We start from the raw sequence: 20,731 nt of genomic DNA on the forward strand, positions 1-20,731 counted from the left end.
TCATCAACAGTCATTTTCTGGGTACCACCATGGGACGTCTCAACGACCTGAAGATCAAGTCCGCGAAGCCGCGCGACAAGGAATATTTACTGGCTGATGGGGAGGGCCTCTACCTTCGCGTGCGACCCACCGGCAAGGCATGGGCCTTCCGCTATCGGAGCAGCACTGACGAGGTAAAGCTCAGCCTCGGCGCCTATCCGACGGTGTCGCTGGCTGAAGCACGCACCAAGGCGCGAATTGAAGCCGGCAAGCTTGCCGCCGGGATCGACGTACGCCACCAATCCAAAATTCTTCTGCATGTCATTCGTTCGGGCTTTCTGCATCAAGTCCGGCGGCACCTTCCAGATTCCATCCGCGATGCGCTCCACGATGCCGGCGCGGCGCAGCGCTTCGAGCCGGCGCACGTGCGCATCGACAGCGGACTGTGGGTCGCGGTCGTTGGCGTGCTTTAGTTGCGCCAGATGGTCCACGGTCTTGTAGAGGCCGTCTTGCGCGATGGCAGCGATGTGACGGTCAACCGGCCTTTCCTGGCCTGAGGGCCTCGCCTCAATGATGCCGTGTATGGGCAGCTCTGCGAGGTCGGCGCCGACGGGGAGCTTGAGGTAGTGCGCCCGTCCGTCGATGCCATCGACCACCAGGTAGCCACGGTCGTGTAGCTCGTCGGCCAGGCCCTTGCCCGCAATCCGACAGATGACGGGGGAGGTCGGCCGCTCATCGACCACGCATTCCCGCCGCTGGCCCTTGAGCGCACGGCGCACGGTTTCCAGCGCATCCAAGCGCTGGCCGATGGCGTCGAGTGTGGCCGCCATCCCAGGCTGGAACTTCCAGCGGTTCGTGTTCGTCCTCTCGGCTAGGCCCATGCCTTCGAGCCGCTGCAGCCGCGCCCGCAGCGCGTTCTGACGCTGTCGGTCTTGCGGGTTGCCCGTCAGGTCGATGCCATCGAGATCGGCTTGCCGGATCAGCGCCCGATCCAAGCCGGTGAGCCGCTGCTGGTCGACCTCCCGCAGCAGGCTCTGACGGAACTCCGCCTCGGTGCGTGGCCCCAGCCATTTGGTGGCGATATCGCTTGCGCGCAGCCGCATGCCGTGGGCTATGTAGTCGGGGGCGATCACAAGATCTTCCCGGCCACTGGCAGGTCCGCCCGTTTGTGTTTGCTGCGAAGCGGGAAGCGAGTTGCATGTCATTTCTCCTAGTGAAGTTGGCTGTTGAAGAAACCCCACCGGATTCCTAGATTCAGAGCCCTCTTCGGACTTCCTGTGGGGTCGGCGCAAAGACCTGGGCCGGCCTCGTTGCCACCGTCTTTCCTGAGTTCATCGCCCGCGACGAAAGAAGACCGTGGACGGGGGCCGTCAAGGAGATAAGCGCCGGGGTGGGGCGGCCCGCAGCGCAGCGAGGACACGGCCCGGCGCGCCTTGACGGCACACGGCCGCGGGCTACAGTCGCGAGAAAGGCGATGAATTCGGGAAAGACGGCTTGACGGGCAATGGCTGTGGTTGGCGCAGACACCACGCAAGCGCAGCGCGCAGCTCCGCCAGGCGCGAAGGCCGATCAGGTGCAGCCTGGTCGGCGGACTTGCAGGGGTGCCAAACGAAGAGCGGCGGGGAGGGGCTCACCAGCCCTTCCCCCGGAGGGCAAGCGTAGCGCGCAGGACCCGAAGGGGCCGCAGGCGTCAGGGATCAAAGCCGGATGGGCCGCGATTCGGCACGAAGCGCGGGGTGCAGCCCGAGAGCCCGCCGGCGAGACGCCGGGACGCTCAATGGCCTTGATCGCAGATACGGCTAAAGTGAGCCAATCTGTTGAGTGCGACTCGGGCGGCCGATGGCTCAGAATGCTGGTTCAACGGAGTCGTATCCGTCCATTCTGCTGAGGAGTCCGTGCCTATATTTGAAATTAAGCAGGTTGAAGTTCCGCTGTTTGGAGTTGTAGAAGCGTCGGACCAATCGGCATGGCTCGAAGCCTTCGCCGCGGCGACCACGACCATCGCGATCGAAGTGGACGCTGCCGCATTGAACTTGATCGCCAACGATCTCGAACTCGATGCAGAGGGCCTTGCGGCGGACGCCGAGCGATACGTCGGCGGAAGATACAGAGCCAAAGCCCGAGGGATGGGCGGTTCACGGCTCGGCGATCTTGGCGAGGTCCTCACGTTCCTCGTGAACAGCGTGGCCGGTCGGGAGGTCGTGCGCGTTGTGTCGTGGCGTGCAGGGACAGGACAAGCAGTCAAAGGAACGCTCTTTCCGCAACCCGACTTCATCATCAAGGACGCGAGCGGGTTGGCTGCTCTTGAAGTGAAGTCGACCGAAGCATTCGACTTCGTCCACCTCCGGGATGCGACGAAGCATTGGACGTGGCTGCAGCCGTGTTCTTCCGTGCGAGGGCGCCGAGAGCAAGCACTGCAGCAGCTTGCGTTCGTCGGTGGAATACTCACGCCGCAGCAGCACTCACTTGTGGTGAAGGGCGGAACTGTCGTGCCGTTTCCGGTGGGGAAAGGAGTGGCGGCCGCCGTCGTTGCCGTAGACGGTCGAATGAACGAGTTGCGTAGCGACCCGAAGTACAAGACGCCGCCAGCGTGCCGCCAGGCGAACCGGGATTGTTGGTCGTGTTTGCCGAAATCCTGCCATTTCGCCCTGGTAACGATGCCAAACGCTCCCGGCATGCTCTCGCTGGGTGGCGCCGCCTCCGATGGCTCGATGCGATGGCTTCGTGCCTACCGGCGATGGTCGCAGGCACTCGCCGCGCATGATCTGCTGGCTGTGCGGGCGTCAGTTGGCATCCTCGTCGAAACGCTGGCGGCATGGCTCGACGGGACCGACATTCTCGAGGCAGACGTGCTGCGTGGCTTCTGGGGCTCCTACCTTCGGGATGCTATGAGGAGCCGAGGCTTCGAGGTTGAGGTCCCGGGGCAATTCGGGAACTTGAATCACCTGGAGTCGGGCTTCGAGTGGACCCCTGCGCTCCTCGCGGAGCCGGCGAGTCGGGAGACAAGCGCGGATGACATCACGCGGTCGATGCTCCAAGATCAAGAACCCGCCGCGTCGTTCATGATGTCCGCACGTCTTCGGCGGAACGACCGGGATGCGGACTCGATTTCGGTTCGAGGTTTTGGCGACTTTGTCGAATTCCACCTCATGTCGGAAACATGGTGGACAGAGGGCTCGGTCGACACCGTCGAGAACGCTTCGTCGATCGCCACGCGCTTGCTGTCCTTCGCGCTTGAGGCATCAGGCTGGCCGATCTCAGGGGATGGTGGCCCGGTGCCCCTTCGGAAGGTGACGGCGCGAGTTGGAGATGACGCAGTTCATCTTGGCTGGGCGTCGAAACCCGCAACGCCAGGCTCTTCGTCTTGGCGGTCGTGGATGCGAGGTTGGCCAATCTGGTTTGATCTCGACCCGTGGCCGCCGTGGCCGATGCTCCTCTTTCTCGGAGACCCTCGAATCCGATTACGCGTGATGCCCGACGGCCGGGCCGATTTGCGAGTGCTCAGAACGCTACTACGCTCCCGCTAGCGCCGACGGCCACTTGGCTGTTGGCTTATCCGGACATGAGCTCATAGAGGTGCGATCATTCGCTAGACGAGAGACGCCCTTGCCCTTCGGAGACGTCACTATGAGAGTCGCGAAAGACCTCCACAGCGGCTTCTCAAATGACCGCGTCCCCTTTGAGCGTGTAGGCTTGCGTAGTCCGAGCTCGAACAGCGAGTCGTCGGAATTTTTTGGACCAACCATGGAGGAATCCCTGTGACGTCGACCGATCGTTTTGAAGCGTTGGTGGAGAACGGAAGGCGTACCATCCAGCGCCTGGCTTCGCATGATCCGGGTTACGAAGAGAGCCTACACACTGGGGCGGCGCCCGACGCTCTGAGGTCCCTTGTTCAAACCGCGTTCGTCCAGCTTGGCGGCGCCCTGGATGCTTTGGTCGGCGAGACCGCGCTTCGTTGCGGATTGTCGCAGGCGGCCTCAGGCTCCCGCTTCTCTCTACCTCGCAATGATTCGAATCAAGACCATCGGTCGATCTTGGAGGATTCGTTACCTGATTTGTCAAGCACTCTTCCAGAGATCGCGACCGAGATGGTGCAACTCCTAGGTGTGCTGGACAGTGACAGATGGCTTGCACCTCTAGGGGCACTCGTTTACGACGTGGAGGCGTTGCAACTGCGGCGCGCGGTTGGGAGTGTCTCTTTTGCATCTACTGCTGAGGCCGGCTTGCAGATGACGCTGAGGGGCGAGGACGGCGGGTCGATTCCGATGCTTGCCCCGCTACGGATCGACGGGGCTCCAGGCACCGGAGCGCAAGACGGAAGGGCGTTCTACCTTGTCGTCATGCCTGGCGGCCGCGAAGTCGTGTCCTTCCTTGATCGATGTGTTCGCGGGACTGAGCAAATTGGCCTGGGGTTCCGGCGCGTGCTCAGCACCCATGAACGCTAAGAAGCCGTTTATCACATTTTTGCTCATAAATATAGTTTAGCGTTAAACTATATTTATGAGCTCGCGCGACGACACGATTGCAGATTCCTTTTCGGCTACGCGGGCCGCTGCCCTTGCCGGCATTTCGCGCGCGATGCTGAATTACCTCTGCCGGGAGAAAGTCGTCGTTCCAAGCATTTTGCCCTCGCGGGGGCACGGCTCGCCGCGGGCATACTCATTCGGCGATGTCGTCGCGCTACGCTTGGTGGCCAAGCTGTCCGCGGCGGGCGTGTCGGTGCTGCGTTTGAAGAAGGCAATGCAACGCTTGCGTAAGCTCCATCCCGAGATCACACTGACTTCGCTGCCCGGCAGCCACGTCGTCACCGATGGGCGGGACCTGTACATCAGGCGCAAGGGCGAGACGCTGGAGCGTGCGATGGACGGCCAGTTCGCGTTCGCATTTGTCGTTGAACTCGCGCCGATTCGCAATGAAGTGGCCGACGGTATTTTGAAGTCGCAGAAGGCTGGCGTCGGACGAGCGCGCAAAGTCGCGTAACGAGCGACCCTCGATGGTCGAGAAAGGGCAAGGGACGAAACATGCTTGCGGCAACTTCCAGGCGCGACAGTCCGATTGGGCTGTTTCAGGCGGTGCTGAGAGCTCTTGAAGCAGCGCCCGAAGTGGGCGAGCCTCTTCGTCAGCATACGCTGACGGTGCTGCGCGCCGCATGTGAGATCGCGGCGGACCCGTCGACCATCGGTGCACACGCACCTCCCGAAGCAATTGAACTTGCACTATGTCTTCGGGGCAACGCACTGTTGAGGCAACGGCTAGAGGAACTCCGAAGCTTGGATTCCATACCTCCGGCCGTCGCTCGTCAACTGCTGAACGCGTTCGCTCCAATTGCTGCTTAGATCAAACTTTCGCCTCTTGCTTCTGCAGCTGGACAGGCTTGCGGAGACGCCGTACTTTTCTCTCGAGCTCGACAACTACATCAGTGACTTGCGGAGGGTCACCCGTGAGCTGATCAGTCGGATCAGCGCGACACCGGCAACCCTGAACGAAGAGGTTGCCAGGCTGGCCCTCGAGAACATATGGGAGCTGACCCAATTCTTGACCGGCAGCACGACGAAGCAGGTGCCGTACGAGGTCGTGTACGCGATCGAGAGGGCGGCCCGCGGCTGGACGTCCAGCCCCTTGCTGGTGACCACTGCCATCGTGCAGGAGTCGAGCTTCTTCTTTCAGGGTGGCCAGGAATCGTTCTTTCGAGCGATGGAAGCTGAGCTTGGCATCGTCATCAAGGGTCGTCCGGTTCAAATCGCGTTGCCCTATATCTACAGACACAAACCGCTCTTTTGCATACCGCTGTTCCACGAACTGGGGCACTTCGTGGACAGCGCTCGCGACATTGTCGTGGCATCGCTTCTGCAGTTCCCACCGGAGTCTGGGCCCGCACTGCCGGGACTCACGCCGCCGGCCGATGTTTCCTCGCTCAGTGCGGGCGAAAAGCGAATCTGGGATGGAGTCGTCAAGCGACACCGGCAGGAGTACTTCGCGGACTTGTTTTCTGCGGCCTATGTAGGCAAGGCAACTAAGGGATTCCTGGAGCAGTTCTGCCCTGACGCGGAAGTGGCCCACACACACCCCAGTTCAAGCGCTCGGTTTGCGCTGCTGGATGATTTCTATGAGGGGCGGTCGAACCCCATCATCGACATGTTCCAGAAGACGCTTGCTGCGCGCGGGCTGCCCAAGCTTGAAAAGATGTTCGACACGGTAGACCTGGAACCGTCGACGGGCGACGTGCGACCCTTTCAGGTTGAGTCGGATCGGCAGTTGTTCGGCCTTTTCGAATCCGGCTGGGACTTCCTGATGACGCAGTGGCAGAGCGGGTCGAGTCACTGGGCGCATATCGCGCCGGATGATCGCGTCGACGTTGCGAACGACTTGATAGAGAAGGCGATTCGCAATCGAATGATACGGGAGGCGTGGAATGCGGCTGTTGACTCATGAAGAGCTCGTGGCGTCTTTGTCCAGCACCGACGCCGAAAGCATCCACCTTGATCCGCTGTTGCGCCCAGACCAGGTGGGCCAAGTCACAGTGGACCTGCGTCTGGGGTACGACTTCCTGGTGTCGGTTCTGACTCGAAGTCCGGCGGTCGAGCTGCGACCGACACCTGAATCGAAGTTTCGGGGTATCCAGACCTATTTTCAAGAGACCCGCCGAACGCTGGGCGAGCGGTTCGTTCTCTACCCCCACCAGCTGGTGCTCGCCACGACAGTTGAATACCTGTCGCTGCCGTCGAACATTTACACCGACATTTCGGTGCGGAGCAGTTACGCCCGCCTCGGGATTGGCGTGAGCACTTCGCTGCAGCCAGGATGGAGGGGGTGCGTACCTCTTGAGCTTTTCAATCATGGCAACACGCCTGTTGAACTGGTTGTGGGCAGTTGCATCTGCCAAGCAAAGTTCTTCGCGATCCAGAACCAGGTGAGCTATGTCCGGGAGGGAGCTACCAGAAAGTATTTTGGGAGCATTAGGCCGGTAGTCTCGCGCGCCGAGCGCGACAAGGATTTGGCAGTGCTTGCTCGGCTTGCGGACACCTTCTACCAAGACGTGGGGGATGGTGGGTTCACCCCGCCCCCGTCAGCGGAAGTCATTCCCGAGGACCAACCGCCGGCGCCGTGAGATCAGCTTGCAAGCCAGCCCATCGTGAGGACTTGGTGCGTGTTACAGAAGCCGTCAAGCGCGATGACCCGTTTCTCGCCGCGTAGGTCGATCAACGAGTCGTTGCCGCCCACCACAGGTCCTCTGCGCTTCCAGGACGTGTTCCGCTGAATCAATGAATAGGCCTGGCTTGCGGTGACGCCGGGAAACATCTGCCTGAAGCCAAGTGACGTGATGAAGTGGTGAATGCCAGTGCCATCCGCGGTCGGGCCGATGTCGGCATGATGGGGATGTGCACTAATCAGGCCGAAGGTCGCCTGAGCTGGGTCGCGATCCTCCACAAACCGCCAGAAAGTCGAGGTGAGCGTGTTGCCGAAGCGGGCTTTGAGAGTCTCAACACTCTTGAACGATTGGGAAAAATCCTTTGACTCTGTGCTGAACTGCGGACCAAAAAAGAGCAGTCGTCCTGCGCCGAAATTGGCTTCTGCCTCGATGGTCTCATGGCATGTCGGATTCAGAGTGACTTCGTTGTCGCCCAGCAGAAACTCGGAATGCCAGGGCACGAAGCTGTGGGCAACTTCGTGCGCCTCGATCCACCGGTGCTTCAACGGGGGAACCTCGCTGTCGATGAAAATCTTTCGGTCGTCCGGCAACCAGAGGCCGCTTAGCTTGGCCTTCTTCACCACGTCCAGGATCAGCAGCGGATCCTCCGCCAGTCGCTTGCCGGCGACCTTGATTCGGTGGGCAAATTCCGCCAATGGACCAATGTCCGCAGACGAATAGTATTTGCGATCGAGGCGAAGCAGCTCCCGGACCATTCGCAGGTCCAGGGGCGGCTCGGGCCGTCCGAGGTCACGCAAGATTTTGTCGACCAACTGGTCGATTTCCTTTTGTTCACGCTGACCAACGAGTTCCCGCAAGTGATCTCCTAAGGTTTTTCTCGCAAAAAGCGAATAAAGCTGCGCAACATGTTCTGCTCTTCGTCTGTGAGGATGGACATGTCGTCAGAGTGCGCGGCAAACTTCAGTGCCTTGGTCCGAAACACGTCATCGTTGGACACAGCTGCGCCAGCCAACTTCATCAGCTCAGTCAGCGGCAGATCAAAAAAGCGCGCGATGTTGGAGATCGTTCTAGGCCGAGCGTGATAGGCAGGATCGTGCTCTATCTGCTGAATTTCGGCAGCATCAACGGACAGTTTCTCCGCAAGTTGTTCGACGGTCAGCTTCTTGGAGCGACGCGCCAGTCGTACGAGCATGCCAAAGGCCACGGTCAATGGTGGTTCGGTGGCCTCAGTCTTCGAGGCAGAGAAAGGGGCTGGTCCAATGACGAAATCATCATCCAGCGTTTCCCGAATCATTCGCGCGTACCACTGCCGGTCCGGGCGATTTCTTGTGGTCATAGAGTACCTCCAGTCTTGGAAGTCCGAAGCGCCAGCAGTTCCGCTGCGCGCTGAGGTGTCAGTTCGAAATAGAGTAGCCCGCTGTAAGCAGGGTCCGGACCGAGGCAGTCCATGCCCAACTTGTCACGGTAGAGGGTTTCCGCGCCGGGCAGTGAATGCAGGCCCACGCGACCGTCGAAGCCTTCGTCCTCGCTGCGGATGATGGCTTCGGTAACTAGAACGATGCCCACGCCACCATACAAGGGGTTGGGCGTGAACCTGGGACGGTTCCATGGTGCAGTGGACACAAGGTCGACATACAGCATGTGCTGGTTGAATTGACTCGGAAGTCGGCAGCGATAGACCAGGTTGATGAACATCAAACCTTGAGTCATGCCACTGCATCTCAGGGCATATGAAGCCCATTGCAGCTGGCCGGCGCGGCTTTGGAACTTGGCTGGCCATTCCCAGTGGGCGTCTTCGAGGTTCCACTGGCTCACAGTTTGCCTGTTGTACTGGCCGGCGAGTTTCAGTTCATTGAGCTTCGCCTGCATGGGCGGAAGCCAATGATCCTGAAAGCACTTCACGTCCGCCGCTTGGATGCGGTCGGAAAGTTCTGCAGGCTCAAAAAGCTGAGATTGCCGGTTCCAAAGCTGGGTCATAGGTTCACAGGAGCATGAGCTCCGCCTTTTCTTTGCCGTTCTCAAAAAACAGTTTTTCGCCACGTTGTTGGCGCACATCCACGGTCTGATAAAGCCGCAGCGCCTGGCGCAGCACGGCTGTTTTTGACAAAGACCGCTCCGTCGATAGCGCATCGAGGACTTCCATCTCGGCGTCGGATAGGACGAGCGTGAGGGTTTTCTTCGCGGATGTGGTCATGTGGTGCTCCTGGTTGCGGGGCACCCATTATGTTAGGAAATCCATATTTTGTCAACATTCAGCCCACTGAAAATAACCTGTATCTGGCCATTTGACATTCATTTTATACTCATTTAATATGCAGTCACTGATTAGTTTCAACTTAGAAAATAATCACGGCTCAGCAGGTAGCTACACCCTGTATCCCATGATGTGAAATGGATTTGGAAAATGAACGCAGTAGTGAATGACAAGAAGTCCGACCACGACGACGAGCGTGGCGCGCGCGGTCGCATCGTCCTGCTCGACGAGAACTTTCAGAGCCGTGAGGCGACCATCGACGACATCAAGGTCACCGGCAGGCAGATCGCTGAAGCCGCGGGGTACAACTCCACAGACGAGGTCATCGTCCTGCAACAGCTGGCGAGTGGCGCACTGGAGGAGATCCGGCCGGAAGAACTGGTCAACCTGGCGCCGGCCGGTGCAGAGCGCTTCTTCGTGATGGTGGGTGACGCCACCTACCGCTTCATCCTGGATGGTCTGAAGTTCGAGTGGGTGCGACCCAGCGTCACTGCCGACACCCTGCGCAGGCTGGTCGGCAAGGACGACAGCTTCGACGTTGTGCAGGAGCTGGAGAGCGCGCCTGACCGGACGCTGGATGACGACGACGTGATCGATCTCACGGGCGGCGGGACCGAGCGCTTCAAGACGAAGCATGGTGCGAAGCTGGTGACCGTTTACTACGGGGAGGTCGAGCACAAGTTGCCCAAGGGGGTCTACGCCACCGAACAACTGCGCAATGAGTTCAAGGTGGAAGAGGGTTACGTGCTGGCCTTGATCGCCGCGGACGGCTCTTTCGACGAACTGAAGCCGGGCCAGAAGCTGCGCCTGAAAAACGGCATGAAGTTCGTGAGCTACGCGCCCTGCGGGCAGTCGTCATGAGCAGCGCGCAGTTCAACGCCTTGAAGGCGATCTACCCCGCGGCCGAATGCTGGTCGGAGGGCGGCCGCGAGGTGGCCTTCATCCCCGGCGTCACGCTCCAGGCCGCAGGCGGGCCGGTGCAAGTGAACCTACTTCTGCATCCCCACGCCAAGGACAACTACGACACGCGCTTGTTTGTCGATCGCAAGATCGCCGAGCCCAAGGGCTTGAACTGGGCCGTTCACACTGTCTGCGGGGAAACCTGGTGGGCATGCTCGTGGCAGGGCGTTAAGGCCCACCTGCCCTGGGTGCAGATCCTGGCCAACCACCTGCGGGCATTTCTATGAAGACGCACATCAAGATCGCAGGCCCGCTCTTGAGCGCCATCCGTGCCGACCTGCACCGCAGGCACCCATTCGCTTTCGAGCGGGTCGGTTTCCTGACCGCCGGCGCACGCTGGACCGGTGACGGCGACCTCGTGTTGCTGTGTCGGGACTACCAGCCCGTCGTCGACGAAGACTACGAGCGCAGCAGCAGCGTGGGCGCCCGGATCGGATCGAATGCCATGCGCAAAGTCCTCCAGGCGGCCTACCAGCACAAGTCCGCGATCCTGCACATCCACACCCATGGCGGGCGGGGCCGGCCGGAGTTTTCCGCGGTCGACCTGAACAGCGCCCGGGACTTCGTGCCGGGCTTCTTCAATGCCCTGCCGCAGATGCCGCACGGCATCGTGGTCCTGAGCAACGACTCGGCACGCTGTCTGCTGTGGACCGGGCCCAAGGACCGACCCCGCCATGTGGACGGGTTCCAGCAAGTCGGCGCACCCCTGATCAAGTTTGGAGCAGCACATGAGCCAGCATGACCGGCAGAGTTTTCTCGGGCCTACTAGCGAGCAGGACCTTGCGAGCGTCACCGTGGGCATCCTGGGCCTGGGCGGCGGCGGCTCGCACGTCGTGCAGCAGTTGGCGCACCTGGGCGTGGGCGGCTACGTCATCGCCGATCTCGACATCATCGACGAGACCAACCTGAACCGCCTGGTCGGCGGCACGCGCGCTGACATCGACGCGAAGGAACTCAAGATCCGGATCGCCGAGCGCGCCATCCGCCGCGTGCTGCCGAACGCCCGCATCTCCGCGCATGCAAAGCCCTGGCAGGAGGTCGCCGGCGAGCTGAAGCACTGCGACGTGCTCATCGGCGGCCTGGACTCCGTGATCGCGAAGGACGAGGCCGATCGCTTCGGCAAGCGCTTCCTGATCCCCTACATCGACATGGGAATGGACGTGCACAAGCTTGGCGACCGCTTCCTGATCGCGGGCCAGGTGGTGCTGACCCTGCCGGGTGGGCCGTGCCTGCGCTGCATGGGCGTGGTCACCGAGGCCGCGCTAGCGACCGAGGCCCGTCGCTATGGCGCGGCCGGCGGCAAGCCTCAGGTCGTCTGGCCGAACGGCGTGCTGGCCTCCACCGCCGTGGGCCTGTTCACCCAGTTGGTGTGCCCCTGGCACGACAAGCCGATGGCGGCTGCTTACCTGGAGTATGACGGCAACAAGCACACGGTGTCGCCCAGCATGCGCCTGGCGGCGATCGCCAACCGACCTTGCAGCCACTACCTGGCCCACGAGGCCGGGGAGCCGCGCTTCGATATCCGCACGCCGCCCGCACCCGTGAAGCCACAAGTGGAGACATCCGTCCTGGCCGATGAGGTGGCGCCTAGCTGGTGGCGCTCAGTCGTAGCATTCTTCACGGGCCGCTGACGAGGCTGACGGTGCGGCCCCGGTATTCCCCAATTCGGCTCACGGGACCTTGCGGAGCCTGATCGCCTTGCCGTGGAAACCTGGTGCACCGGATGTGAGTGCCGCCTTTGAGAATGCCGTTCGATCGCGCTCGCCGTCTATCCTCCGCGCGTTCATCCGCGAGTTTCCCGAGCAGATGGATCGCCGCTGTGGTGGTCTCACGGTCCTGCACCGTGCCGTCTGCGTCGAGTATTCGGCGGACAACATCGCCGCGCTAATCGAAGCCGGCGCGAATCCCCACGCTCTCAGCGACGATGGAGAAACGCCCTTGCAATACGCCATCCGGGAAGGATGGGAAACGAGCGCGAAGGCCCTTGAGCGCTCGATGCAGGAGAACCCTTTAGGGTAGCCGTTGATGCACGCTGGTCAGACGCCCAAGGAGCGCGGGGCCGGTACTCAGCACAGTCTCCGCGATGAGTCGGCTACGGCGCTGTCAGGAGCGGCGCGGCCGGTTCATCGCTGCGTGGTCCGCCGGACGCTTACCGAGCATTGATCAGGGTCCCCTTTTGATCAAACCTTGGGTGGGCACCATCGTCGCTCCTTCCGGATCGATGCGCTGAGCACGTTCGTGTGAATCTATTGCTCATACTGCGGTTCATGGACTCAGTGGTGGCTCAGCTGTATCAGCACGGTCATCCTCTGGAGGCTACAGGCCCATTGGGATCGCAATGGCGCGACGAACTGTAAGGGTCACACCAAAGTCCTCTTTCTCGCTTTTGACTACAGTTCGACGCGCGAATCCCAGGGCGATTCCCCGCCCCAGTTCACGCATACACTTTGGCGACGCATGTAGCCCTTCCAGGCATCCGAGCCCGCGGTGCGACCTCCACCGGTTTCTTTCTCGCCCCCGAATGCCGCTCCGATGTCCGCGCCGGTAGTGCCCATGTTCACCTTGGCAATGCCGCAATCGCTGCCCTGGGCCGACAGGAAGAGTTCGATGTTGCCCAGATTCGTGCTGTGGATCCCCGATGCCAGGCCCTGCGGCACACCGTTGTGGATAGCGATGGCTTCCTCCAGCGTGTCATAGGGCATGACGTACACGATCGGTGCGAACGTCTCGTGCTGAACGCAGCGCCATTCCGGTTTCACGTCGGTCACCAGCGTGGGCTCGACGTAGTAGCCCGGCCGATCCATCCGCTTGCCGCCATAGGCGATCTTGCCGCCTTGGCTGACAACGTCCAGCATCGCTTGCTCGAAGTGACCAACAGCAGCTCGGTCGACCAGAGGACCGACGACGGCGTCAGGCTCGCGCGGGTCGCCCACCTTGATCTGAGCGAACGACCTCTTCAGCAGATCCAAAAGCTGGTCCACCACCGAGCGGTGAACGATGACGCGTCGGGTGCTCGTGCAACGCTGGCCAGTCGTTCCGACGGCGCCGAAAGTGATGCTGCGGGCAGCCAGTTTGAGATCGGCCGTCTCATCGACGATGCATCCATTGTTGCCGGAACATTCGAGCATGTAGCGCCGGCCCAACTGGCTACCGACGATGTTGGCGACCTTGCGACCCACCGCGCTGGAGCCGGTGAACGAAACAAGGGCCACGCGGGCATCGGCCAGCAGCTTCTCGGCCACCTGGTTGTCGTCAGGGATGAGAAGTGTGAACACGCCTTCGCACTTCATCTCCTTCATCGCAATGTTGCACAGGTACTGGATCGCCAGTGCGGTCAGAGGCACCTTCGGGCTAGGTTTCCAGACAACGGTGTTGCCGCCGATGGCTGCCAGGAAGCCGTTCTGGGCCCACACTGCCGCTGGAAAGTTGTAAGCAGAGATGATGGCCGCCACACCCAGTGGAAGCCATTGGTCGTACATGCGGTGCTTGTAGCGCTGCGATTGCTGGGTGAAGCCGTAGAGCATGCGAGATTGGCCGGCCGCCAGGGTAGCCATATCGACAACCTCGCGCACTTCCCCCTTCGCTTCCATCAACGACTTACCAGTGTCCAATGACACGATGGCGGCCAGACTGTCGAGGTGTCGTTCCACTAATGCGCCGATCCGGGCGACCAGCTCTCCGCGGCGAGGAGCGGGCGTCATGCGCCAGCGCCGCTGTGTGGCGACCGCGACCGACATTACCTCCTCGAAGTCTTGCGCCACGGCGCCGGTGATCTTGGCCGTCACTGTTTCGTCGGAAGGATTGACCGCGTCAAACGTCGAACGTCCTTGTACCGGACTCCAGCCGCCCGGGCCAGTACAGGCACCGGCGTTCACGGCTTGGATGCCGAATTCCTCGAGGACCTTTTTTTGATCGAACATGATTACTGCCCAATGGATGTTTGCGGTTTGGAAAGAAAGCCGCCGATGCTCTCGTCGGTATGGAACACCGGCTTTTCGTGGTAGTGAGGGCCGTCGTAGATTTCGATGAGTACACTGCGCTCGTGTGCCAGCGTGGGACCGTGAGGATGGTCCTTGGGATTCATGTAGAACGTCCCGGGTGTCAGCGTCAATTGACTGTCGGTGTACTCGTACCTGCCCTCGAGGCAGTACATGAACTGGTTCGACGCATGCGAGTGCTTCACCGGAATGCGGCCGCCTTTCTCGTATTCGAGGATGGCGATGCTTGCCCCGGTGTCGGCGTTCTTCCACAGGAAGTACTGACGAAACCCGTAATCGGGAAAATCGATCCATTTCTCCGGATCTAGGTCCTGCTGGCGAATCAGCAGTTCCAGTGTCTTCATGCTGGCTTCGGTGGGTGAGTTCATTTGACGTTCTCCATGTGTATCGGCCGACCGGCTGCGACCCAGCCGTCGTATTCCTTGCGACTTTCCGGAGTCGCCGGAAATAGTCCGAAGATCGATCGACCTTGCGCAATCTGCAGTTCTGCGAAGGCCTCGTACTCCACCGCGTCCACAGCTTCGTCGGCGATAGGTTCGACGAGCGCCCAGGGAATGACGACTACGCCTTCACCATCACCAAGGACTACGTCGTCGGGGTAGACGGCGACTCCGGCGCAACCAATCGGGCCATTCAATTCAACTGGATGCAGCGCGATGGGTGTGGCAGGCGGCGCCGACTGGCGCTGATAAGCCGGCAAGCCGATGTGCCGGATAGACGGTGTGTCGCGATAGCCACCATCAGTCACCACGCCAGCAACGCCGCGCTGGCGTAGGCGAGCCACCATGAGGTCGCCTGCCGCCGCTGCCCTTGAGCAGTTCCCCGTATCGATTACCAGGACATGGCCAGTCGGGCATTCCTCAATCGCACGTCGATGCAGGTTGTCCTCGCGCCCATAGTTCGCCATGGTGTCGATGTCCTCCCGCGCGGGCATGAAGCGCAGCGTGTAGGCTGGCCCGACCATGGGACCCTGGTCCATCGATAGTGGCTGCACTCCCAGTAGGTAGACGTTGCGAAAACCTCGCCTCAGGAGCGCATTAGCCACATTGGCGCTACCGACCTTCGCTAGCTTGGCGCGCGTGGCCGGAGATAGCTCGAATGTCATTCAACCACCTCCTTCAGCGCCGGCAAGATTCGTATATCCAGCGTTCCCAGCCCTTCAACGGTGGCGGACAGCGCGTCGCCGGCTTGGACGGGACCTACGCCTTCGGGCGTCCCGGTAAAGATCAAGTCACCAGGCTCCAGTGTGAAGTAGCGTGAGAGGGTCGCGATAATCTCCCGCGTGCTCCAGATCAGCATGGAGAGATCACTTGCCTGGCGCCGTTGGCCATTGACCGATAGTGCAATTTGGCCCCGCGTCAACTCCCTCGTTTCGCTGATAGGGAAAATGGGGCCGATCGGCGCACAGCGCTCAAAAGTCTTGCCGATCTCCCACGGCTTCCCTCCCTGCCGCATCGCCTGCTGCAGGTCACGCCGCGTCATGTCGATGCCGATCGCGTAGCCCCATATGTGGGAAACCGCTGTGTCGACCTCGATGTTGCGGCCTGCTTTACCTATGGCTACGACCAGTTCCACCTCGTGATGGAGATTCTTTGTCGCATCCGGATAGGGTAGATCCACCGGACCGGCTGCAGCCCATACAACCGTGTCGGCGGGTTTGCAGAAGAAGAACGGAGGTTCTTGACGTGGATCCACCCCCATTTCGATGGCATGATCCGCGTAGTTGCGGCCGACGCAGTAGACGCGCCGGACTGGGAACAGGCCCTTGGCTCCCGCAATTGGGACTGCCGTTAGAGGTGGGGGGGGAACGACGTACTCGCTCATGGCCGACCTCCCTGGCCCAGCATGGCAGTCGCCTCAATCTCGACCAGAATTCCGGGAGCCAACGCGCTGACCTCGACCAGCGTCGCCACCGGAAATGCTCCTTCGAAGAACTCCCGTCGGGCCTTCCACACCTGTTCACGGTGCGCGATGTCTGTCACGTAGATGTTGATCTTCACGATATCGGCCATGCTCCCGCCCGCGGCGCGAACAAGATATTCGATGCGTTGGAAGATCACGCGAGCTTGCTCGTATTCGCCATTCCCGATGGCGTTGAGTTGCTTATCACGAGCGGTGAGGCCCGCGATATAGATGGTGTCCCCCACTTTCAGGCAGTTGGACCACATGCCTGGTGCAGGTTCGGTCACTTCGGGGCTAATGATTTGTTGAATGGTCATGATTACTCAAAGAAGTCCTTGGGAGGCTTGGCGCCCCATTGCGTTGTTTCGTCCGCCGTGCCGGCGAAGACCGAGGGTTGATGGGATCGATCCACGATATCGCCGTCGGTGTAGTGCTCGATCCGGAAACCGAAGGGGTCTCGCCAGTAGTCAAAGATTTGGCTTCCCAGCAGGTGCCGGCCCACACCGCAATCGAGCGTGTATCCGCGCGCGAGCAGGTAGTCGTGGGCTGCCATGACGGCATCCAAGTTTTCGACTTCAAAAGAGCAGTGGTGCACCCCTGGAGAATCAGTTCTCAGTACCAGCATGCAGTGGTGGTCGACCTGTTCGTCACCTCGGTCCACACGCAGAAAGCTTCCGACGATGTTGTCTGGCTGGCCCGGCGCTGCTAGAAAATCTGACGGCAGCAGGCCGAACCGCTCGCGAAGCCAAGCCACGGACGCATCGTGGTCCGTCACGTGCAGCACGAAGTGCCCGAGGCGCCGCACGGGTGAAGCCTCGCGGCGGACGCGCACGGCGGTATTGACACGTGGCTTGCTGGCAGCCGTGTTGAAAGGCAGTCCATCGGCTGGCGCGGAGCCGTTCGCATTCTCGACGAAGTGCACTGCATCAATCTCGAACCCATCGGGCATTCGCATGCGGACTCGCCAGCCACCCCCGGGAGCGCCGGTTGTGGCTTCAATCGGACTGGAGCCCTTGAGTTTGGCGAGAGCTTCCAGGTCTTGCATGCACGAGACCCGAAGTCCAGCGCCCAGAAATCGGTTCTCGCTGCCACGCACCGCCTCATAGACGTAAGGGGCGGTACCGGTGCCTCGCATGTACAGCCGCTGCTCGCTCCCGCCCGCTCGTTCCATGCCGAAGTCGCGCAGAAAGCCTTCCAGGCGCACAAGATTGGTCACTTGGTAACGCACGTAGAGTGGATCGATTGCGCGGCTCATGCGGTTATCTCCGAAGCGTGTCCGAGTATCAGATCGGCCAGGTCGTGGCGCGAGCGTGCTTCCCCCGACGTGCCGCTCCACACGAGTCGGCCAGTGTCCATCACGTAGACGCGGTCGGAGAACTCAAGGGCTTTGGTCAGGTTCTGTTCGACCAACAGGATGGCGATCCCCGCACCACGAAGCTTACGCAATGCTTGATAGCAGATATCCACGTTCTTGGGCATGAGGCCCAGAGACAACTCATCGATCAACAGGAGGCGTGGTTCTGCCATCAGTGCCCGTCCGATCGCCACCATCTGTTGCTCGCCTCCGGAAAGGGTGCGCCCGAGCGACCCGAAACGCTCTTCCAGCCGCGGAAACAGGTCCAGTACGCGGCGCAGATTCGCCGCCGTCGCGCCCGAAGGTCGGCTATAACCGCCGACAATCAGGTTCTCGCGGACGGTCATGTCGCCGAACAGCTTCCGTCCTTCAGGCGAGATGGCGATCCCCATGCGCACCCTCTCCTGGGGTGCCCTCGCCGTCAGGTCCTCGTCGGCAAATGTCGTTTTGCCTCGCTTAGCTGGCACGTGACCTGCGATGCATTGCAACGTGGTGGTCTTCCCCGCCCCATTCGGGCCAATCAACGCCACTACTTCACCGCGCTCTACCTGCATCGAGAGCTCATGCAGGACGGTCGCAGCGCCGTAGCCGCAGGAAAGTCCTTCAATGCGCAACATGAGCGGCTCCTTCCCCGAGATAGGCGTCGATCACGGCGGGATTTCGCATGACATCAGCTGCAGGACCATCTGCCATCTTCTGCCCATTGTTCAGCACGACGATCCGGGGGCAGATCCGTATGACCTCGGCCAAATTGTGTTCGATGAGAACAATGGTCGTCCCGGCGGCGTTGAGTTCCAGAATCAGATCTGCCAGCCGGATTGCCTCGGCGTGGCCGAGGCCGGCCAATGGTTCGTCGAGCAGCAGCAGGCGTGGCTTGGTGGCGAGTGCGCGAGCGACTTCCAGGCGTTTCAGCACGCCCAGCGGCTGAGCCGAGGGCAATCGATCTGCAATCTGCGCGATGCCGACCTTCTCTAGGTACTGCATCGCTTCCGAACGCAAGTGATGCCGATCCATGGTGCCGAGCGCCCGCCAGGGGGTGCGTGTGATGGGGGCGCCGGCGGCAAGGACGACATTCTCGATCAGCGTCATGCTCCTGAATGGACGCACAATCTGGTGAGACAGCGCGATACCGCGCTGTGCGCGTGCGGGCGACTTCAGCCTATTGATGCGCTCATCGCGAAAGATGATCTCTCCCTCTGAGGGCGGAACCACACCCGAAATGAGCCGCAGCAGCGTCGTTTTTCCGGCGCCGTTCGGCCCCAGCAGGCCGACCAGCTCGCCTTCATTCACCTGGAATGAGAAATCCTGCACGGCCGAGATGCCGCCGAACCGGACACCCACCCCGCGGGTTTGCAACAGGCAACCGCTGTTCATGTCAGGCCTCCCCGGAGACGTTCCCATTGCCGCAGAAGCAATGGCAGTAGACCACCCGGTACGAACCGCATCATGACGAACAATAGAAGACCGAACACCAGCAGCTTGTAATCGTTGACGAAGCGGAACCACTCAGGTGCGAGCGTCAGCAGCGTTGCCGCAACGATGCATCCCCAGATCGAACCCATGCCACCGATGACGACCATGGCAAGGATCATCACCGACACGGGAAAGCCGAAGGCTTCGGCGCCGACGGTGCCGAGGTAGTACGCGTAAAAGCAACCCGCTGCACCCGCCATGGCTGTGCCGAGAGCGAATGCCGCCAGCTTGAACCGAGGCGTGTCGATGCCGAGGCTGCTGGCAGCCACTTCGTCGCTGCTCACTGCTTCGAAGGCGTATCCCAGCCAGCTCTTCTTGACCCAACCGCACAGCAGCGCCCCAATAATTGCGCAGAGCACCACAAAGTACGGGTAGAAGCTCCCGAGGCCGGCATCCGGGATCTGCGAGATGCCGAGTTCGCCACCCAACGTATCGCTGGTACGAACTGCGCCCAAGAAGAGAAAGCCCGCAGCCATCGTCGCGACTGCAAGAAAGTCATCGCGCACTCGCAAACTGCTAAACCCGACCACGAGGCCGAACACCCCGGCGATGACGATTGACGCTGGCAGCGTGAGTACTAAGCTGCATCCGGCTTTTGCCATCAACGCGGTGGCATAGGCCCCCGTCCCAAAGAAGGCTGCATGGCCCAGACTGACCTGGCCGCACAGGCCGGAAATCAGATTCAGGCTCAGGGCCAGGATGATATTGATCGCGATGAGCGTCAGGAGGGACGTTTCATAAGCGCCCATGCGGCAGCTCCCTTCAGTTGCAGTTTGGAGAACAGGCCCTCGCCCTTGCTGACGGTGCCGAACAAGCCTTCAGGCTTGAGAAGCAGCACCACCAGCATCGCGGCAAAGGCGATACTGTCGCGGTCGAGGTAGTTGGACAGGTAGGTGGCACCGAAGGCCTCGATCAAGCCGAGGAGCATGGCCGCGACCAGCGTGCCGCCCATGTTGCCAAGCCCGCCCAGCACGATGATGGCCAACGCTTTGTAGCTTGGGATCGCTCCCATGGACGGTTCGACCAGGTTGTTCAGAACGCCAACTAGGACTCCCGCCGCGGCGGCGAATGCCGAGCCAATCGCGAAATTGAGATATCGGACTTGCCGCAAGCTCACGCCGCACGAGGCCGCCATCCGCGGTTCGCTGACCGTTGCGCGCCATGCCATTCCAATACGTGTGCGTGTTGCGAACACGGCAAGCGCGGTCAGCAGTACGCACGCCATCAACACCACGGCCGCCTCGGAATACTTGATGCGCATGTCCAGCACCTCGAAAGCGCCAGCCATCGGCGGCACCTTGTAGGACAAGCCATGATCCCCGAATACGAGGCGTAATAGCTCTTCAATCGCGAGAAAGATTCCAACCGAAGCGATTAGGGGAACATAGGGCGGGCGATCCAGAATCGGTTCGTAGCAGAGGCGATACATGAGCACGCCGCAGATAGATACTATCGCCATCGAAGCCAGAAGGCCGAAGGCGAAAACACCGGTCGCGTTAGTGACGACGAGGCCGATGTAGCCACCGAGGGCGAACAACCCGGCGTGAGCGATGTGCAGGATCCGCAGCAGGCCGAAGACCATAGCCAAGCCGATGGCGATCAAAGCGTAGATCGCGCCATTGATCACCCCCTGCGAGGCCAGATTCAGGATGAGATTCATT

The 20,731-nt window shown here is 61.0% G+C and carries 25 protein-coding genes and 1 pseudogene; 11 read left to right on the forward strand and 15 right to left on the reverse strand.

From position 1 onward, the window contains the following. Window positions 1-29: 29 nt before the first annotated feature. Window positions 30-452 (forward strand): Arm DNA-binding domain-containing protein, encoded by a 423-nt coding sequence (locus tag MMF98_RS23825; RefSeq protein WP_243309795.1) that lies wholly within the window; start codon window positions 30-32, stop codon window positions 450-452. On the opposite strand, the pseudogene MMF98_RS23130 reads toward MMF98_RS23825, so the two are convergent. After that, a pseudogene (locus MMF98_RS23130) lies at window positions 348-1,184 on the reverse strand (DUF3363 domain-containing protein); the annotation flags it as partial. The gene MMF98_RS23825 and the pseudogene MMF98_RS23130 sit on opposite strands and share 105 nt — an antisense overlap. Window positions 1,185-1,874: 690 nt before the next feature. Between MMF98_RS23130 and MMF98_RS23135 the strand changes: the two are divergent. From MMF98_RS23135 to dcd, 5 genes are all read left to right on the forward strand, one after another. Next, window positions 1,875-3,506 (forward strand): hypothetical protein, encoded by a 1,632-nt coding sequence (locus MMF98_RS23135; RefSeq protein WP_243309718.1) that lies wholly within the window; start codon window positions 1,875-1,877, stop codon window positions 3,504-3,506. Window positions 3,507-3,737: 231 nt separating this feature from the next. Next, entirely contained in the window at window positions 3,738-4,424 is a 687-nt protein-coding gene (locus tag MMF98_RS23140) for a hypothetical protein (RefSeq protein WP_243309719.1), read from the forward strand. 55 nt (window positions 4,425-4,479) lie between these two features. Continuing rightward, window positions 4,480-4,959 (forward strand): MerR family transcriptional regulator, encoded by a 480-nt coding sequence (locus MMF98_RS23145; RefSeq protein ID WP_243309720.1) that lies wholly within the window; start codon window positions 4,480-4,482, stop codon window positions 4,957-4,959. A 372-nt stretch (window positions 4,960-5,331) separates the two neighbouring features. Next, window positions 5,332-6,411 (forward strand): hypothetical protein, encoded by a 1,080-nt coding sequence (locus MMF98_RS23150; protein ID WP_243309721.1) that lies wholly within the window; start codon window positions 5,332-5,334, stop codon window positions 6,409-6,411. Continuing rightward, a complete protein-coding gene (dcd, locus tag MMF98_RS23155; protein WP_243309722.1) occupies window positions 6,392-7,087 on the forward strand; it encodes a dCTP deaminase in 696 nt (231 codons plus the stop codon). Before MMF98_RS23150 ends, dcd begins: the two co-directional genes overlap by 20 nt. Window positions 7,088-7,089: 2 nt before the next feature. On the opposite strand, the gene MMF98_RS23160 is transcribed toward dcd, so the two are convergent. The 4 genes from MMF98_RS23160 to MMF98_RS23175 are packed head-to-tail and all read right to left on the reverse strand — an operon-like array spanning window position 7,090 to window position 9,323. Then, window positions 7,090-7,986, reverse strand: coding sequence for an ImmA/IrrE family metallo-endopeptidase (locus MMF98_RS23160; RefSeq protein WP_243309723.1), 897 nt, complete (start codon window positions 7,984-7,986; stop codon window positions 7,090-7,092). A gap of 8 nt (window positions 7,987-7,994) precedes the next feature. Further along, entirely contained in the window at window positions 7,995-8,465 is a 471-nt protein-coding gene (locus MMF98_RS23165) for a helix-turn-helix domain-containing protein (RefSeq protein WP_243309724.1), read from the reverse strand. Beyond that, window positions 8,462-9,106, reverse strand: coding sequence for a hypothetical protein (locus MMF98_RS23170; RefSeq protein ID WP_243309725.1), 645 nt, complete (start codon window positions 9,104-9,106; stop codon window positions 8,462-8,464). Before MMF98_RS23170 ends, MMF98_RS23165 begins: the two co-directional genes overlap by 4 nt. A 4-nt stretch (window positions 9,107-9,110) precedes the next feature. Further along, entirely contained in the window at window positions 9,111-9,323 is a 213-nt protein-coding gene (locus MMF98_RS23175; protein ID WP_243309726.1) for a ribbon-helix-helix protein, CopG family, read from the reverse strand. 210 nt (window positions 9,324-9,533) lie between these two features. Here MMF98_RS23175 and MMF98_RS23180 point away from each other — a divergent pair, with 210 nt between their 5' ends. The 5 genes from MMF98_RS23180 to MMF98_RS23200 are packed head-to-tail and all read left to right on the forward strand — an operon-like array spanning window position 9,534 to window position 12,362. Then, entirely contained in the window at window positions 9,534-10,244 is a 711-nt protein-coding gene (locus MMF98_RS23180) for a multiubiquitin domain-containing protein (RefSeq protein ID WP_243309727.1), read from the forward strand. Next, window positions 10,241-10,570 (forward strand): hypothetical protein, encoded by a 330-nt coding sequence (locus tag MMF98_RS23185; RefSeq protein WP_243309728.1) that lies wholly within the window; start codon window positions 10,241-10,243, stop codon window positions 10,568-10,570. Before MMF98_RS23180 ends, MMF98_RS23185 begins: the two co-directional genes overlap by 4 nt. Further along, complete coding sequence (locus MMF98_RS23190) at window positions 10,567-11,085, forward strand: hypothetical protein (RefSeq protein ID WP_243309729.1); 519 nt, start codon at window positions 10,567-10,569, stop codon at window positions 11,083-11,085. The genes MMF98_RS23185 and MMF98_RS23190 overlap by 4 nt, the downstream gene beginning before the upstream one ends. Beyond that, window positions 11,072-11,974 carry a HesA/MoeB/ThiF family protein gene (locus tag MMF98_RS23195; protein WP_243309730.1) on the forward strand — a complete coding sequence of 301 codons (903 nt, stop codon included), beginning with the start codon at window positions 11,072-11,074 and terminating at the stop codon, window positions 11,972-11,974. The genes MMF98_RS23190 and MMF98_RS23195 overlap by 14 nt, the downstream gene beginning before the upstream one ends. A 49-nt stretch (window positions 11,975-12,023) precedes the next feature. Next, complete coding sequence (locus tag MMF98_RS23200) at window positions 12,024-12,362, forward strand: ankyrin repeat domain-containing protein (protein WP_243309731.1); 339 nt, start codon at window positions 12,024-12,026, stop codon at window positions 12,360-12,362. Window positions 12,363-12,733: 371 nt separating this feature from the next. Here the strand turns inward: MMF98_RS23200 and MMF98_RS23205 are convergent, their stop codons facing one another. The 10 genes from MMF98_RS23205 to MMF98_RS23250 are packed head-to-tail and all read right to left on the reverse strand — an operon-like array spanning window position 12,734 to window position 20,730. Next, window positions 12,734-14,263, reverse strand: a complete 1,530-nt coding sequence (locus MMF98_RS23205; protein ID WP_243309732.1) for an aldehyde dehydrogenase family protein — start codon at window positions 14,261-14,263, stop codon at window positions 12,734-12,736. A gap of 2 nt (window positions 14,264-14,265) precedes the next feature. Beyond that, entirely contained in the window at window positions 14,266-14,709 is a 444-nt protein-coding gene (locus tag MMF98_RS23210; protein ID WP_243309733.1) for a cupin domain-containing protein, read from the reverse strand. Next, window positions 14,706-15,446, reverse strand: coding sequence for an RraA family protein (locus tag MMF98_RS23215; protein WP_243309734.1), 741 nt, complete (start codon window positions 15,444-15,446; stop codon window positions 14,706-14,708). The genes MMF98_RS23210 and MMF98_RS23215 overlap by 4 nt, the downstream gene beginning before the upstream one ends. Next, on the reverse strand, window positions 15,443-16,165 hold the full coding sequence (locus MMF98_RS23220) for a fumarylacetoacetate hydrolase family protein (protein WP_243309735.1): 723 nt from the start codon (window positions 16,163-16,165) through the stop codon (window positions 15,443-15,445). Before MMF98_RS23220 ends, MMF98_RS23215 begins: the two co-directional genes overlap by 4 nt. Then, on the reverse strand, window positions 16,162-16,560 hold the full coding sequence (locus MMF98_RS23225) for a RidA family protein (RefSeq protein WP_243309736.1): 399 nt from the start codon (window positions 16,558-16,560) through the stop codon (window positions 16,162-16,164). The genes MMF98_RS23220 and MMF98_RS23225 overlap by 4 nt, the downstream gene beginning before the upstream one ends. A 2-nt stretch (window positions 16,561-16,562) precedes the next feature. Beyond that, entirely contained in the window at window positions 16,563-17,498 is a 936-nt protein-coding gene (locus tag MMF98_RS23230; protein WP_243309737.1) for a VOC family protein, read from the reverse strand. Continuing rightward, window positions 17,495-18,214, reverse strand: coding sequence for an ABC transporter ATP-binding protein (locus MMF98_RS23235; protein WP_243309738.1), 720 nt, complete (start codon window positions 18,212-18,214; stop codon window positions 17,495-17,497). The genes MMF98_RS23230 and MMF98_RS23235 overlap by 4 nt, the downstream gene beginning before the upstream one ends. Beyond that, window positions 18,201-18,971 carry an ABC transporter ATP-binding protein gene (locus MMF98_RS23240; protein WP_243309739.1) on the reverse strand — a complete coding sequence of 257 codons (771 nt, stop codon included), beginning with the start codon at window positions 18,969-18,971 and terminating at the stop codon, window positions 18,201-18,203. Before MMF98_RS23240 ends, MMF98_RS23235 begins: the two co-directional genes overlap by 14 nt. Beyond that, window positions 18,968-19,819, reverse strand: a complete 852-nt coding sequence (locus MMF98_RS23245; RefSeq protein ID WP_243309740.1) for a branched-chain amino acid ABC transporter permease — start codon at window positions 19,817-19,819, stop codon at window positions 18,968-18,970. Before MMF98_RS23245 ends, MMF98_RS23240 begins: the two co-directional genes overlap by 4 nt. Further along, window positions 19,792-20,730, reverse strand: a complete 939-nt coding sequence (locus MMF98_RS23250; RefSeq protein WP_243309741.1) for a branched-chain amino acid ABC transporter permease — start codon at window positions 20,728-20,730, stop codon at window positions 19,792-19,794. Before MMF98_RS23250 ends, MMF98_RS23245 begins: the two co-directional genes overlap by 28 nt. Between the last annotated feature and the right edge of the window lies 1 nt (window position 20,731).

It is taken from the genome of Variovorax terrae (genome assembly GCF_022809125.1).
Taxonomy (GTDB): Bacteria; Pseudomonadota; Gammaproteobacteria; order Burkholderiales; family Burkholderiaceae_C; genus Variovorax_A; species Variovorax_A terrae.

What these genes read in the sequence shown, in the direction of transcription:
- MMF98_RS23825 (WP_243309795.1), top strand. Translation starts at nt 30, where the DNA reads ATGGGACGTCTCAACGACCTGAAGATCAAGTCCGCGAAGCCGCGCGAC.
- MMF98_RS23145 (WP_243309720.1), top strand. Translation starts at nt 4,480, where the DNA reads ATGAGCTCGCGCGACGACACGATTGCAGATTCCTTTTCGGCTACGCGG.
- dcd (WP_243309722.1), top strand. Translation starts at nt 6,392, where the DNA reads ATGCGGCTGTTGACTCATGAAGAGCTCGTGGCGTCTTTGTCCAGCACC.
- MMF98_RS23165 (WP_243309724.1), bottom strand. Translation starts at nt 8,465, where the DNA reads ATGACCACAAGAAATCGCCCGGACCGGCAGTGGTACGCGCGAATGATT.
- MMF98_RS23170 (WP_243309725.1), bottom strand. Translation starts at nt 9,106, where the DNA reads ATGACCCAGCTTTGGAACCGGCAATCTCAGCTTTTTGAGCCTGCAGAA.
- MMF98_RS23175 (WP_243309726.1), bottom strand. Translation starts at nt 9,323, where the DNA reads ATGACCACATCCGCGAAGAAAACCCTCACGCTCGTCCTATCCGACGCC.
- MMF98_RS23180 (WP_243309727.1), top strand. Translation starts at nt 9,534, where the DNA reads ATGAACGCAGTAGTGAATGACAAGAAGTCCGACCACGACGACGAGCGT.
- MMF98_RS23185 (WP_243309728.1), top strand. Translation starts at nt 10,241, where the DNA reads ATGAGCAGCGCGCAGTTCAACGCCTTGAAGGCGATCTACCCCGCGGCC.
- MMF98_RS23190 (WP_243309729.1), top strand. Translation starts at nt 10,567, where the DNA reads ATGAAGACGCACATCAAGATCGCAGGCCCGCTCTTGAGCGCCATCCGT.
- MMF98_RS23195 (WP_243309730.1), top strand. Translation starts at nt 11,072, where the DNA reads ATGAGCCAGCATGACCGGCAGAGTTTTCTCGGGCCTACTAGCGAGCAG.
- MMF98_RS23205 (WP_243309732.1), bottom strand. Translation starts at nt 14,263, where the DNA reads ATGTTCGATCAAAAAAAGGTCCTCGAGGAATTCGGCATCCAAGCCGTG.
- MMF98_RS23210 (WP_243309733.1), bottom strand. Translation starts at nt 14,709, where the DNA reads ATGAACTCACCCACCGAAGCCAGCATGAAGACACTGGAACTGCTGATT.
- MMF98_RS23215 (WP_243309734.1), bottom strand. Translation starts at nt 15,446, where the DNA reads ATGACATTCGAGCTATCTCCGGCCACGCGCGCCAAGCTAGCGAAGGTC.
- MMF98_RS23220 (WP_243309735.1), bottom strand. Translation starts at nt 16,165, where the DNA reads ATGAGCGAGTACGTCGTTCCCCCCCCACCTCTAACGGCAGTCCCAATT.
- MMF98_RS23225 (WP_243309736.1), bottom strand. Translation starts at nt 16,560, where the DNA reads ATGACCATTCAACAAATCATTAGCCCCGAAGTGACCGAACCTGCACCA.
- MMF98_RS23230 (WP_243309737.1), bottom strand. Translation starts at nt 17,498, where the DNA reads ATGAGCCGCGCAATCGATCCACTCTACGTGCGTTACCAAGTGACCAAT.
- MMF98_RS23235 (WP_243309738.1), bottom strand. Translation starts at nt 18,214, where the DNA reads ATGTTGCGCATTGAAGGACTTTCCTGCGGCTACGGCGCTGCGACCGTC.
- MMF98_RS23240 (WP_243309739.1), bottom strand. Translation starts at nt 18,971, where the DNA reads ATGAACAGCGGTTGCCTGTTGCAAACCCGCGGGGTGGGTGTCCGGTTC.
- MMF98_RS23245 (WP_243309740.1), bottom strand. Translation starts at nt 19,819, where the DNA reads ATGGGCGCTTATGAAACGTCCCTCCTGACGCTCATCGCGATCAATATC.
- MMF98_RS23250 (WP_243309741.1), bottom strand. Translation starts at nt 20,730, where the DNA reads ATGAATCTCATCCTGAATCTGGCCTCGCAGGGGGTGATCAATGGCGCG.